The organism is Azospirillum picis, from assembly GCF_017876115.1.
GTDB lineage: Bacteria > Pseudomonadota > Alphaproteobacteria > Azospirillales > Azospirillaceae > Azospirillum > Azospirillum picis.
Window position 1 is genome coordinate 75,864 of record NZ_JAGINO010000005.1, and the last position, 13,731, is coordinate 89,594.

The following is a 13,731-nucleotide window of genomic DNA, read 5'->3' on the forward strand; positions in this document are numbered from 1 at the left end:
GCCGTCACGGTGCCTGGAAAGTCAGGATGCGGCGCAGGGCGCCCGGCAGCGCCAGCAGCACATGGCCCAGCCGCGGCACCACCCGGGTGGCGAAGAACAGCAGGCCGCCGAAAAAGGTGGGAGCACCCACGCGCTTGCGATCGAGGAAATCGTCCCAGCCGACGCTGTTGCCGAAGACGAAGCGCGCCGCCTCGACGATGTCCTGGCGGTCGCGCGGCGCGAAGCCGGTGCCGACCGACAGCACCCCGTTGCGCATGTCGACGCGGTAGATGCGCACGCCGGTGGTGGTCGCGGCCTCCGCCTCGGTGGCGGCGATGGTCAGCACCGGCTCCTCCTGCCGGCCCAGCAGCTCGCGCCAGCGGGGATCGACCAGAAGACGGACACCACCGGCCGAGACGTCGGCGGCGGTGACGTCGATGCTGGTGCCGTCCGCGAACGTCAGCTCGGCGGAGCGGTCGACGGTGAAGCGCTCCTGGCGGCGGACGCGCTTGCGCTCATAGACCACCGCAAGGCCGCCGAGCGCCAGCAGCAGGCTCAGCGAGTTCCACACCGCCACCGGCAGGATGGCGGCCCGGTGCTCCGGATAGATCGAATAGCGCCAGGCGCAGGCGGCCAGCCCGACCATGAGCAGCAGCGTCACCAGGATGAAGGGGGTGGCGAGCGGCGAGAAGCCGTCCTCCTCGACCGACTGCCCCTTTGCCGTGACCTTGAACACCGGGTCACGCGGCCGGATCAGCGTCGCCAGCGCCGCACGCGAGACGTGGAAGGACTGGAGATACTCGTACAGCTCGGAGAAGAGCGGCCAGCGCATCCGTCCGTGCAGGAACTGCGACAGGAAGGCGGCGGCGAAGACGTGCGGGATCACGAAGCAGGCGAAGTCCGGCAGGTTGATCCGGTAGATCTCCAGCCCGAACAGCGCGTAGCACAGCGGCGACAGCAGGAAGATCGGCCGCCAGAACCAGAAGAACCAGTAGAGCATGGTGCTGAGGTAGCACAGGCGCTGCGGGACGCTCAGCCCGCGCTTGAACAGCGGGTTCTTCAGCAGGAAGAGCTGGATCATGCCCTGGGTCCAGCGCGAGCGCTGGGCGATGAAGCTGTCGAAGGTCTCCGGCTGCAATCCGGCGATCAGCGGGCGCGGCAGGTAGACGCTGCGCCAGCCGCGCGAATGCAGCTCCAGCGCCGTTTCGCAATCCTCGGTCACGGTGTCGCCGCTGAAGCCGCCGACCTCCTCCAGCGCCGCCCGGCGCAGGAGGGCGGCGGAGCCGCAGAAGAAGGATCCGTTCCAGCGGTCGAGCCCCGGCTGGATCGAGTAGTAGAACATCTCGTTCTCGCTCGGCATCCGCTCGAAGGTGCCGAGGTTGTACTCGACCGGGTCCGGATTGACGAAGAAGTGCGGGGTCTGGACCAGGAACAGGCCGCTATCCTGCTGGAAGAAGCCGACCGTCGCCTTCAGGATGCCCACCGTCGGCACATGGTCGGCGTCCAGGATCAGCACCAGGTCGCCGTCGGTCTTCTTGAAGGCATGGTTGATGTTGCCGGCCTTGGCGTGCTCGTTGCGCGGCCGGGTCATGTAGGTGACCTGCAGCCGCTCGCACAGCGCGGTCAGCGTCTCGCGCCGCACCTTCGCAGCCGCCGCCAGATCCGGATCGGCATGGGCCAGCTTCTGGTCCGTGCCGCCGTCGTCCAGCAGGTAGACGTGCAGCTTGTCGCGCGGATAGTCGATGCAGACCGCGGCAGCCAGCGTCGTCTCCAGGAGCTCCGGCTCCTCGTTGTAGGAGGGGATGAAGACGTCGACGCTGGGCCAGGAGGCCGGGTCGCCCTTGGGCTCCGACGGTTCGCGCGCGATCGGGTCGATGATCACGAACAGCGAGGTCAGGAACAGCACGAAGGAGATCGCCTCCGCCGCGAACAGGGTCACGCCGGGGATGAAGTTCACCGGATCGTCCACCGGCGGCAGCGTTCCGGTCAGCCGCCAGAAGAAGTAGCGGAAGGTGACGAAGGCCAGCAGCAGCACCGTCAGGGTGCGCGCATGCCAGATGCGCCGGGCGAAGCGGCCGAGGACGAAGGCGGCGGCCACGACGCCGACCGAGATCGCGGCACTGGCCACCCGCCCGACCGGCAAAGCGGCCAGCGCAAGAAACAAACCCGCCGAGAGCAGCAAAAGAAGCCAAAGCAGAACGGATCGCAGCGAGAACCGGCGGCGACGCGTATCCGGCTTTGCTTTCGGCCGCGCCGCCTTAATGCTAGGCGCGCGAACAACCGTATCTGTATCCGGCGTCGGTTTCATGCAGACCTGAAGGAGTAAGTGCGGCCCAACATAAAGGGTGCCCCGCTTATGCCTCAAGGTTCATTACAATTCGTTACCAAGTCGTTGGAAATGAGGCTTAACACATCGTCTGGAACCGGCGGTTGAAATCCGGCTCCGGCCTCCGGGGCCGCCGGCCCACGTCCGGCAATCGGGGCCGGCGCCGCGAACGCCGGTGGACGGGGCGCCGCCACCGGCGGCCCGGACCGCCGGGCGGAGCACCTATTCCGGTGCGCCGGGATAGCCCTTCCCCTTCAGCAGGCGTGCCAGGTGGGCGGCATGCCGGGCCAGCATGGCATTGGTGGCGGCGACCGCCTCCGGCGTTTCATCGAGATCCTTGTAGTCGGTGCCCTGCATCGCCTCCCCGACCCAATAGGTGCCGGCCACGGCCGGCAAGGTGAACCCGACGTCGTTCAAGGCCTGATAGAGCTCCGCATGGACATGGTGCGCCCCGTCCTCGTTCCCGACGACACACACGGCCGCCACCTTGCCGAAGGAGGGCATGCGGCTCTGGCCGTCGGTCTCGTCGAGGAACGCATCCATCCGCTCCAGCACGCGCTTGCAGACGGACGATGGCTGGCCGAGCCAGATCGGCGTGCCGATCAGCAGGATGTCGGCATCCAGGATGCGCCGGCGCAAGGCCGGCCAGTCGTCGCCCTCCCCTTCGTCGGAGGTGACGCCCGGCTTGATGTCGAGGTCGGCCACCCGCACCACCCCGCCCTCGGGCATGACGCCCTGCCCCTTCAGTTCCACCAGCACCTGCTCCAGCAGGCGGTCGGTGGAGGACGGCTTTCCCGATGGTTTCAGCGTGCAGTTCAATGCGATGACGGTGAGAGAGGCGGCGGGAGACGCTGCGGTCGGTGCCATGGCTGTTTCCTTTCCGGTCGCTGTCGGCCATGGACGTGGGTCGTGGCCATCGGGCGGCAATCCCTCCGGCCGGGAGTCATAGCGCCAAGGAGGGCCGGCACCGCCCCGTCGCGCGGCTGCCCTGCGCCCCTGCTTGAGCTTGCAGGGGTGACGCGACACGCGATTGCCGCCATGGTGGCGGACAATCGGTGCCGCCAATCGAAACCGCCGCCCATCCAGGTCAACTCCGGTCCCATGCCGACACTCACGCTTCTGTCCAACGCCTTTACCGTGCTGGCCCCGGTGTTCGTGGTGGCCGCCATCGGCTACGGATGGCACCGCGCACGCCTGCCCTACGACAGCGCCTTCATCACCACCTTCGCCATCAACGTCTCCTCCCCCTGCCTGGTCTTCTCCGCTCTGACCAGGCTGCACCTGTCGGCGGACGTGATGGCGGAGATGACGGTGGCCGCCGCCGCCTGCATGGGGCTGACGGCGCTGCTGTCGGTGCCGGTCCTGCTCGCCAGTGGCCTGCCCCTGCGGGTCTACGTGCCGGCGATGGCCTTCCCCAACGCCGGGAATCTCGGCCTTCCGGTCTGCCTGTTCGCTTTTGGGGAAACCGGCCTCAGCCTCGCGGTGCTCTTCTATGCGGTGATGGCCGTCTGCCAGTTCACCCTCGGACCGGCTTTGGCCGCCGGGCGGTTCGACCTGAAGCAGATGCTGCGCACGCCGACCATCTACGCGGTGGCGCTGGCGGTGGCGATCCAGCTCTACCAGGCCCCGCTGCCGGTCTGGATCGCCGACACGACGACCCTGCTCGGCAACTGCGCGGTGCCGCTGATGCTGCTGTCGCTGGGGGTGGCGCTCGCACGGCTCCGGTTGTCGGGGGCGCTGCGGGCACTGTCGATGTCGGCCTTCCGGCTGGTCGCCGGGTTCGCCATCGGGCTGCTGGTCGCCTGGGCAATGGGGTTGAGCGGGCCGGCACGCGGCGTCGTGCTGGTGCAGAGTTCCATGCCTGTGGCGGTCTTCAACTATCTCTGGGCGCTGCGCTACGACAATTCGCCGGAAGACGTGGCCGGCATGGTGCTGGGCTCCACCGCGATGGCCTTCGTGGGGCTGCCGGCCCTGATGATGCTGGTGATGCAATGACGGGAGGATCAAGGACCATGGCACATCGCGAACACCGTTACGCGGTCCGGCTGGACTGGACCGGCAATCTCGGCAGCGGCACCTCGGCCTACCGGGCCTACAGCCGCGACCATGAGCTGACGGCGGGAACCAAGCCGGCGATTCCGGGCACCGCCGATCCCGCCTTCCGCGGCGATCCGGCACGCTGGAACCCGGAGGAGATGCTGGTCGGCGCCCTGTCATCCTGCCACCAGCTCTGGTACCTGCATCTGTGCGCCGCGGCGGGGATCGTGGTCACCGCCTACACCGACGACGCCGAAGGCGTGATGGAGGAGGAGGCCGGCGGAGCCGGGCAGTTCAGCGGGGTTGTCCTACGGCCGCGGGTGATGCTGGCACCGGGCGCCGACGCCGCCAAGGCGATGGCCCTGCACCATGAAGCGGCGGAGAAATGCTTCATTGGCCGGTCCGTCAACTTCCCGGTGCGGCACGAGCCGGTCGTGAGGGTCGGATCGGGCACCGAACCCGTCTGAGCGGGCGCCGCAGAACATCCCCGGCTGCCCGGGAGACGAAAGAGCCGACGAGGAGTCCTGCGCGATTTAAGCCGAATTTTATGTAACATCAGGTTGTGCTTTTTGGTATCATGGCCCCTATCGCGGAGAGAGGTGCGCCATGTCTCTCGTAACGACGGCATACAGTGCAGCCATGACCCTCAAGGCGGCAGTGGGGGCCACCCTGCCGCCGGCAAGGGTGGCGGGATCGCCGACGGCGGCGTCAGGCAAGGACGGGACGGCGACCACAGGCGGCGGCCCGGCAGTGATCGTCAGCCTGTCACTGGAAGCCCAGCGGACGCTGGCCGTCTCGGGGGCCGCCGCGACACAGGTGTCCTCCCGGCTCCAGGCGACGGAGGCCGCCGCCCCGAAGGCCGGATCAGGCGCCGGAACCGCCTTCCTGCGTTATTTTCCCACACGGGACGGCACGCCGGCCTCGGCCCTGGCCGATGCGGTCTCCAACCCGGCGCGGGAAACCAGTTCGGCCGGCAAGTCGCTGGATGAGGTTGGTGCGGATGCCCGCAGCCGCATGGACACGGTCTACGCAGCGATGGCCGCCAGCGGCCAGCCCTTCGATTTCAACAGCTTCGAGGGACGCGATTGGTATTCGCTGATGGGAAGCCTCGACCGGCGGTCGCTCTACGCGGTCAGCAGCAACACCGGCGGGCTCTTTTCCAAGCAGGAACAGGACATCGCCCAGTCCATCATGTCCCAGCAACAGGGTTTGGCGATGGGCCTCTACAACGGTCCCATCAGCCAGGAGGGGAGCTTCGTCGATCCCTTCCAGGGTGACACCGCCGCCCGCATGAAGGCAGGGGTTTCCTTCCTGGACAAGGTCAGCAACGACGAGAAGGCGTCGCTTCCCTGGGCGGTGGACCGGGCCTCGGCGCAAATCTCCTACCAGTGGACCATGGACGGAGCGGCCTCCGAGGACCTGAGCAGCGACAACCCGCTGGTCAAGCTCATCGTATCGGCCATGGACACCATGCGGACCGGGAGAAGCCGGGGATTGAGCAACGGCCCCATCAACACCGCCGACACCCTGAAGGCGCAGCCGTGGTTCAAGGGGTTCGAATCGCAGCTCGACGGCGTCATGCAACAGTCCAAGGAACTGTACCGTGCCAAGGCTGCATCCGACCAAGAGGGCCGTGCCAGACCGGGATGACGGATCGGCATGAGGGATCGGAATGAGGGCGGGCGACCCTATCCGAGCAGCCGCTCGAACAGGTCCTCGCCGCCCATCTGCCCACCCTTCAGCATCAACTCCAGCCCATCGATCGCCGGATCGTCGGCATGGGTACGGCTGATGGTGACGCCGGGCGCCAAGGTGCCGCGGTAGGACAGGCCCCAGCAGCCGAACGCCCGCACCGCGAGGCTGGAGGTGTCGCCGCCGGCGATGCCGACGCGGCGCAGCGGCACCCGCCGCACCAGCGCCGCAGCAAATTCCGCCGTGGCACTGGCGACCTGGCCGGCCCGCCGGGTGTCGGCGGCGACGTCCTCCGGCGGCGCGGTCCAGACCAGGGTGTGACGACCGGCTGCCAGGCTTCCCGCCGCCTCGACCAGCAGCGCCTCGCCATAGGCCGGGTCGTCGCACAACGCCATGGCGTCCGCCTGGATGCGGTTGTAGGAGCGCGCCGCCTCGATCTGCCGCCTCGTCACCGGCGACAGGCTGCCGGCCATCAGGAAGACCGGCGAGGACGCCGGTGCCAGCGGCATATCCGGCGCCGCGAGGCCGGCCGGCTCCCCATCGGATGGCGCGTCCCGCGATCGCTCCTCCCAGTGGGCGGCAAGCGCCTGGGCAATGCTGCTCGGCCCGACCGCCAGGAGCGGCAGGCGCCTCTCCCCGGAGCGAGCGGCGCGGCTCCAGATCAGCCGGCCGATCACGGCAAGATCCTCGGTGCGCGCGACGTCCATCAACAGCGCGGGCGGCCTCCCGTCCAGCAGCCGCTCCAGCCGGACATCCAGGTCGGCGGGATCCAGCGCATAGTCGGGATAGTGCAGCGCCGCCATGCCCTCCAGCCCCTGGACGGCGAGGTGACGGCGCAGGTCGCCCTCGGTCATCGGGGTGACCGGGTGGACGCTCATCGTCGGATGGCGGTCGATGCGGTGTACGGTGCCTCCGGTCCCCGCCGCGGCGAACAGCGTGCTGAACAGGCAATAGCGCCCGATGTTCGGCTGCCCCCCGACCACCGGACGGAAGGGGTTGGGGAAGAAGGGGGCGAGCGTGCGCAACGCCTCGCCGATGCTGCCCACCGCCGGCGCGCTGTCGAAGGTCGAGCAGCATTTGTAATGCATCACCGCCACGCCAAGCGCCGCGAAGAAGCGGCCGACCGGCGCCAGCTCCGCCCTCATGGCGTCGGGGGACATGCTGCGCGCCGCGCCGGCGATGCCGACGGCATCCAGCGGTCCGGCCGCGCCCAGCCGGGCGACGTCCGGCACATCGAGGAACAGCAATGCCCGCAGCCCGGCCTTCGCCAGCGCCGCCAGCGTGTCGGTCGCCCCGGTGAAGTCGTCGCCATACCAGCCGAGCCGTGGATGCGAGGCCATCGCCCTCAGCCTTTCTTGCCGAAGAAGTCCAGCGCCCGGCGCAGTTCGGGCTGCTCCGCCGCCGCCTGCTGCAGGGTGCGCCCACCGCGGACGGCGTCCCAGGCCTGCCGGATGCTGAGCACGCCGGCCGCCGGCCCGTCGGGGTGGGCCATGATGCCGCCCCCGGACATGAACAGCAGGTCGGCGGTCTTCACCGCCTCCCAGGTGACCGGTACGGTGCCCGCCCATTGCCCGGACGAGAAGGCCGGCATCACGGCATCCTCCGCCCCCGGTGCGTCCGCCGCCAACGGTGCGAGGCAGGCCCGCGCCCCGTCGATCACCTCGGCATCGGGCTGGGCGAACTTGCCGTTCAGGCCGTGGACATGCATGTGGTCCACGCCGGCCAGGCGCCACAGCGCCTGGTAGGCATCGAAGCCGATGCCGAGCAGCGGATGGCGGGAGAGGGCGCCGAACCCATTGCGATGGCCGTGCAGCACGAGCCCGGAATGCCGGCGCAGCGTCTGCACCGCCGAATGGCCGCACCAGTTCAGGCTGACCATGACGCAGCTCCCACCCTCGCGCTCCACCAGGTCGGCATGGCGGCGCATCGCGTCCGTCTCGTCGGTGATGTTGAAGGCGACCATCACATGCTTGCCGGTGCGGTCCTGGTGGCGCCGCACCCGCGCCATCACCGCCGGGACGCGCTGGGCCAGCGGCGCATGGTCGGGATCGGCGCAGATCTCGTCGTCCTTGATGAAGTCCAGGCCGGCCGCGCACAGGGTGCCGACCAGCTCGCCGGTCTCGTCCGCCGACAGCCCGACATTGGGCTTGAGGATCGAGCCGACCAGCGGCCCGTCGGCCGCCCCCGTCAGCCGGCGCGTGCCGGCGACGCCGTGGACGGGCTTGTCGAAGCGGTCGCGGTAGCTCTGCGGCAGGCGCAGGCTTTCCAGCCGCAGGCCGGTGACCTCGCCGAGGTCGAAGAGGTTGCCCGCGACGGTCGCCGCCAGCGTCGGCAGGTTGGCGCCGATGTTGGCGACGGGAAAGGAGATGGTGACGCGCGCGCGCTGCCAGGGGCCGGGATTGCGCTGCCGCTCCAGCCAGGTGTTGGGCAGCGCCGGCGTTTCGGCGACGTCGAGCTTCTCCACCGCCTCGACGATGGCGCGGGCGCGGGCGCGCAGGTCGTCGGTTTCGCCATGGACGCGGGTGAAGGTGCCGCAGGACTGCTCGCCCGCCATCACCTCGGCCACCTTGGCGGGGGCGAGCGGCGTTTCGATCAGGTATGTCGCTTCGATGCGGTCGGCGTGCATGGGAGGGCCTTGTGATCGGGTGGAGTGCTGCCGGGGATGCCCCCTTCCCATCCCTCCCCCTCGTCGAGGGAGAGGGGGCAGGAGCTTTGCGGGAGTTCGGCGGCGTTCCCTCGCCCGCAAAGCGGGGGAGGGTTAGGGAGGGGGCAAGACGCCGGCCACGGCCGGTCCTACAGCGTGCTCAGGTCCGGAAAGGGCCGCACCGGGTCGGAGCCGTCCCAGCCCATCGAGGCCTCGCGGATCAGGTCGAACATGCGCCCCTTGGGTCCGGCGACCTCGGACAGCTCGATCACCGTGCCGGGATGGTATTCGGTGTCGAAATAGACGAAGCGGCCCTTCTCGCCGACCTCGCCGCTCATCACCGGCTTGAAGCCCTGGCCGAGCAGGCGGTCCAGGTCGGCGTCATAGTCCTCGGTCCAGTAGGCGACATGCTGCAGCCCGGTGTTCCCGGCCTGGAGGAAGTCGCGGTACATCGAGGGCGCGTCGTTGCGGGTCTGGATCAGTTCCATCTGCAGCGGGCCGGAGTTGGCGAGCGCCACGGAGTTGTGAACGTCGTAGGATTCGCCGCGGTAGGTGTAGTTCCGGATCGGAACCCGCTCGTTGTAGTACCAGGGGCCGATGCCGAGGGTGCGGCTCCAATAGTCCATGGCGGCCTCGATGTCGCGCACGACGTAGCCAGCCTGACGGATCTGGCCGAAGAATCGGCTCATTGACGGAACTCCGGAAGAGGATTGTGAGGAGGGGTGGGCCGGCCGACCTCGCGGTCAGTGCAGGAAGCCGGTGGAAATCCAGGGAATGGCGGCCACCACGACCAGCCCGACCAGCAGGGCGGCGACGTAGCCCCAGATGTGCTTCAGTCCCTCGTCGGGATGCACCTTGCTGATGGCGCAGGCGCCGTAGTAGCCAACGCCGAAGGGCGGCGCGAACAGGCCGATGCCCATGGCGAAGATGACGACCATCGCATAGTGCACCTCGTGCACCCCGGCGGCGCGGGCGATGGGGAACAGCAGCGGGCCGAACAGGACGATGGCGGGAATGCCTTCCAGCACGCTGCCGAGGATGATGAAGGCGACGATGGAGATCGCCAGGAAGCCGTAGGCGCCGCCGGGGATGCCGGCCATGAAGCGCGCCAGGTCGGAGGAGAAGCCGGACTGGGTCAGGCCCCAGGCCATGGCGGTGGCGCAGCCGATGATGAAGATGATGGCCCCGGTCAGCGACGCGGTCTCGACCAGCATCGGCTTCAGCCTGCGCCAGTCGAACTGGCGGTAGACCAGCAGCCCGGCCAGGGTGGAATAGGCGATGCCGATGGTCGACACCTCGGTCGCGGTGGCGACGCCCTCGACCACCGCGGCGCGGATGACGAAGGGCAGCAGCAGGGCGGGCAGCGCCACCAGGGCGAGACGGCCGATCTCCCGCGGGGCCGTCCGCTCGACGTGGCTGAGGTTCTCGTTGCGGTAGCGCAGCCAGACGACGAAGCACAGGCAGACGCCCAGGACCACGCCCGGCAGCATGCCGCCGGTGAACAGTGCCGCGATCGACACGCCGGTGACCGATCCGATGGTGATCAGCACGATGCTGGGCGGGATCGTCTCGGTCTGCGCACCGGTCGCCGACAGCAGCGCCACCAGGTCGCCCGGGGGGGCGCCGCGCTTCTTCATCTCCGGGAACAGAACCGGCGCGATCGCCGCCATGTCGGCGACCTTGGAGCCGGAGATGCCGGAGACCAGATACATCGCCCCGATCAGCACGTAGGACAGGCCGCCGCGCACATGGCCGAGCAGGCTGGCGAGGAACTGGATCATGGCGCGGGCCATGCCGGTCATCTCGATCAGCAGCCCGAGGAAGACGAACAGCGGCACCGCCAGCAGGATCAGGTGGCTCATCCCCTCGTCCAGCCGGCCGACCATCACCAGCATCGGCGTCGTGGTGGTCAGGGCCAGATAGGCGAAGGTGGACAGCCCGAAGGAGAAGGCGATCGGCACGCCGGCGAAGACGTTGGCCGCCACCAGCCCGACGAAGAAGATCACCAGGTTGACCTGCCCCAGCGGCTTCAGCACCGGGCCGGCGAGCCAGAAGGCGCCGACGACCACGGCCGTGAGCAGGGCGGCCAGCGCCACCGACCGCGGCCGGCCGACGCGCAGCAGCCGGAACAGCGCGGCGGCCAGCATCAGCGCGATCCCGGCCGGCAGGGCCGCCGCCCGCCAGGCGTTGGACACCTCCAGCGCCGGAGTGGTGATGAACTGCTCCTCGATGGCGTAATCGGCGGCGTGGTAGAGCACCATCGCCAGGAAGGCGACCGGCGCGGTGATGGCAAGGCATTCCAGCACGCCCCGCGTCCCCGGACCGACGCGGGTGACCAGCCCGGTCATCCGCATATGCTCGCCGCGGCGCAGCGCCACCACCGCGCCCAGCATCGACAGCCAGAGGAACAGGATCGAGGCGAGTTCGTCCGACCACACCAGCGGCGTGTGGAAGACGTAGCGGGCGGCGACGCCCGCCAGCAGGACGACGATCTCGGCCAGCACCAGGAGGCCCGCCACGATCTCCACGCCGGCGGAGAGCCCGCGGTCGATGCGGCGCAGCAGCCCGGCTGCGACGCCATCGTCGCCGAGCAGGCCGGGTGTATCGGCATAGCCGTGGGCCGGGCCATGGACCGGTTCGGACATGTGGGACATGGCGGGGGGTTCCTTCATGCTGAGGCTGGCATGCTGCGGCGACCGGAAGGCGGGCTGCGGGTCAGGCGAGCTTGCCGACCGCCTCCTCCAGCAGGCCCCAGGCCTCGTCGCCGAAACGGCCCTTCCATTCAGCGTAGAAGCCGGCCTCGCGCAGCTTCGCGCGGAAGCTGTCGGGGGACGGCTGGTTGAAGGTCAGCCCCTTGGATTCCAGGTCGGCCTTCACCGACTGGTTCAGCGTCTTGATGTCGCCGCGCTGAGCCATGCCGGCATCGTTGATGGCGTTGGCGACGATGGTCTGCATGTCCGGCGGCAGGCCCTTCCAGGCGCGGCCATTGGCGATGAACCAGAAACCGTCCCAGATGTGGTTGCTGAGCGAGCAGTATTTCTGCACTTCGAACAGCTTGGCGACCTGGATGATCGGCAGCGGGTTCTCCTGCGCGTCGACGATCCGGGTCTGCAGCGACGAGTAGACCTCGCTGAACTGCAGGCTGGCCGGGGCGGCGCCGAGGCCCTTGAACATCGCGATGCTGAGCGGACTGACAGGCACGCGGATCTTCAGGCCGTTCATGTCGGCGGCCGTGGTGATCGGCTTGTCGCCGCTGGTCATCTGGCGGAAGCCGTTGTCCCACATCTTCTCGAAGGCATAGAGCCCGACCTTGGAGATGGCGTTGCGGACATGGGCGCCCAGCTTGCCGTCCATCGCCTTCCACACCTGGTCGTAGTCGGAGAAGGCGAAGCCCACCGCGTTGATCGCGGCGACCGGCACCAGGGTGGCGATGACCAGTGCCGACGGCGTGAAGAAGGTCAGGCCGCCGCTGCGCACCTGGCTCAGCATGTCGGTGTCGCCGCCGAGCTGGTTGTTGGGGAAGATCTTGACCTCGACCTTGCCGTTCGACTCCTTGGCGATCCGCTCCGCAGCCTGCTGGGCGCGGACGTTCAGCGGGTGGGTCATCGGCAGGTTGTTGCCGTACTTCAGTTCATACTCGGCGGCCCGCGCGATGTGGGGCATGCCGATGACGGCGCCGGCGGCACCGATGGCGGGGATTGCCGCCGGGGCGCCGGCGATGGCCTTCAGCATGCTGCGGCGGGTCAGACTGGTCATTTCGATCCTCCCATGCACTGGTCGTTCGGGTTCCGGCCGTTTCTGCTGTTTCCGGCCTTGCGTTTCTGATGTGATCTGATGTCATTTGATGATTGTTGGATGGACGGTATGTCCAGCGACAGCAGGTGTCAAACGCCAATGATGATGGTTTTTGATGGATTCTTCGATGGATGAGGGTGAAGCGGGGACCGGATCGCGCGGACTGCCGCGGGTGGTGGACATCGCCCGCCTTTCAGGGGTCTCGACCGCGACGGTCGACCGGGTGCTGAACCACCGGCCGGGCGTGCGTCCCGCCACCGTGCAGCGTGTGCTGAAGGCGGCGGCGGAACTCGACTACCTGCCTGAATCGGACCTGCGGGCCGGCGCGGCGGCCAAGCCGATGCGGCTGTCCTTCCTGCTTCCGGCCGGCAACAACCGCTTCCTGACCGGCTTGGGCGAAATGATCCGGCGGGCCGACGCCCTGCTGGCACCGCAGGGCGTCCGGGCACAGGTGGAGTTCATCAAGAGCTTCAATCCGGAACTGCTGGCCCGCTGCCTGTTCCAGCATGGCCGCCGCATGGACGGCGTCGCCTTCATGGCGCTGGAGCACCCGGCGGTACGAGAGGCGGTGGACTCGCTGGCCGAACGCAACGTGCCGACCGTGACGCTGATCTCGGACATCCTGAACTGCCGCCGCGCCGGCTATGTCGGGCTGGACAACCGGGCGGCCGGGCGGACCGCCGGCTACCTGATCGCGCGCTTCCTGGGGCGCCGCCCGGCCAAGGTGGCGATGGTCGCCGGCAGCCTGAGCTACCGCGCGCACGAGGACCGGGAAATGGGCTTCCTGCACGTCCTCAAGGAAATCGCCCCCGACATCGAGGTGGTCGGGCTGCGCGAGGGGCACGACGACGAAGGCAAGTGCTACCGCCAGACCCGCATGCTGCTGGGCCTGCACCCCGACCTTGCCGGGGTCTACAACATCGGCGGCGGGGCCGAGGGGGTGGCGCGGGCGCTGAAGGAGACGCGACGGGAGCGCGAGATGGTCTTCATCGGCCATGGCCTGACCAACGAGACGCGCACCCTTCTGATCGACGGCACGCTGGACGCCGTCATCACCCAGGACCCGCGCAACACGCTGTCGGCCGCGGTCGGCATCTTCACCAACCTGCGCACCGGCCGGCCGGCGATGCAGGGGGTGGAGACGCCCCGCGGCGAAGTGATCTTCCGCGAGAACCTGCCGCAGGGCATGCTGCCGGACGAGTGATCCCAACCACCGACGATGACCGATGCCAGACATCCCTCCCCCGCCCGCCGCCGG

General features: G+C 68.9%; 11 protein-coding genes. 4 read left to right on the forward strand and 7 right to left on the reverse strand.

The window, feature by feature from the left end; all coding sequences use genetic code 11:
- Positions 1-4: 4 nt before the first annotated feature.
- Together bcsA and J2850_RS09240 are read right to left on the reverse strand one after the other, a co-directional pair.
- Positions 5-2,287 (reverse strand): UDP-forming cellulose synthase catalytic subunit, encoded by a 2,283-nt coding sequence (gene bcsA / locus J2850_RS09235; RefSeq protein WP_209980884.1) that lies wholly within the window; start codon positions 2,285-2,287, stop codon positions 5-7.
- 240 nt (positions 2,288-2,527) lie between these two features.
- Positions 2,528-3,172 carry a flavodoxin family protein gene (locus tag J2850_RS09240; protein ID WP_209980885.1) on the reverse strand — a complete coding sequence of 215 codons (645 nt, stop codon included), beginning with the start codon at positions 3,170-3,172 and terminating at the stop codon, positions 2,528-2,530.
- Between the two features lie 234 nt (positions 3,173-3,406).
- Here J2850_RS09240 and J2850_RS09245 point away from each other — a divergent pair, with 234 nt between their 5' ends.
- The 3 genes from J2850_RS09245 to J2850_RS09255 all read left to right on the forward strand — a co-directional run bounded on the left by J2850_RS09245 (position 3,407) and on the right by J2850_RS09255 (position 5,992).
- Positions 3,407-4,300 (forward strand): AEC family transporter, encoded by an 894-nt coding sequence (locus J2850_RS09245; RefSeq protein WP_209980886.1) that lies wholly within the window; start codon positions 3,407-3,409, stop codon positions 4,298-4,300.
- Positions 4,301-4,317: 17 nt separating this feature from the next.
- Complete coding sequence (locus J2850_RS09250) at positions 4,318-4,809, forward strand: OsmC family protein (protein WP_209980888.1); 492 nt, start codon at positions 4,318-4,320, stop codon at positions 4,807-4,809.
- A gap of 139 nt (positions 4,810-4,948) precedes the next feature.
- Positions 4,949-5,992, forward strand: a complete 1,044-nt coding sequence (locus J2850_RS09255) for a hypothetical protein (RefSeq protein WP_209980890.1) — start codon at positions 4,949-4,951, stop codon at positions 5,990-5,992.
- A gap of 38 nt (positions 5,993-6,030) precedes the next feature.
- On the opposite strand, the gene J2850_RS09260 is transcribed toward J2850_RS09255, so the two are convergent.
- From J2850_RS09260 to J2850_RS09280, 5 genes are all read right to left on the reverse strand, one after another.
- Positions 6,031-7,374 carry a four-carbon acid sugar kinase family protein gene (locus tag J2850_RS09260; protein WP_209980892.1) on the reverse strand — a complete coding sequence of 448 codons (1,344 nt, stop codon included), beginning with the start codon at positions 7,372-7,374 and terminating at the stop codon, positions 6,031-6,033.
- Between the two features lie 5 nt (positions 7,375-7,379).
- Entirely contained in the window at positions 7,380-8,660 is a 1,281-nt protein-coding gene (locus J2850_RS09265) for a ribulose-bisphosphate carboxylase large subunit family protein (protein ID WP_246512936.1), read from the reverse strand.
- 167 nt (positions 8,661-8,827) lie between these two features.
- Positions 8,828-9,367 carry a VOC family protein gene (locus J2850_RS09270; protein ID WP_209980893.1) on the reverse strand — a complete coding sequence of 180 codons (540 nt, stop codon included), beginning with the start codon at positions 9,365-9,367 and terminating at the stop codon, positions 8,828-8,830.
- Positions 9,368-9,421: 54 nt separating this feature from the next.
- Positions 9,422-11,332: a TRAP transporter large permease gene (locus tag J2850_RS09275; RefSeq protein ID WP_246512937.1), complete on the reverse strand. Its 1,911-nt coding sequence runs from the start codon at positions 11,330-11,332 to the stop codon at positions 9,422-9,424.
- A 61-nt stretch (positions 11,333-11,393) separates the two neighbouring features.
- Positions 11,394-12,434, reverse strand: coding sequence for a TRAP transporter substrate-binding protein (locus J2850_RS09280; RefSeq protein WP_209980895.1), 1,041 nt, complete (start codon positions 12,432-12,434; stop codon positions 11,394-11,396).
- Positions 12,435-12,600: 166 nt separating this feature from the next.
- Here J2850_RS09280 and J2850_RS09285 point away from each other — a divergent pair, with 166 nt between their 5' ends.
- On the forward strand, positions 12,601-13,677 hold the full coding sequence (locus J2850_RS09285) for a LacI family DNA-binding transcriptional regulator (RefSeq protein WP_246512938.1): 1,077 nt from the start codon (positions 12,601-12,603) through the stop codon (positions 13,675-13,677).
- The last annotated feature ends 54 nt before the right edge of the window (positions 13,678-13,731 follow it).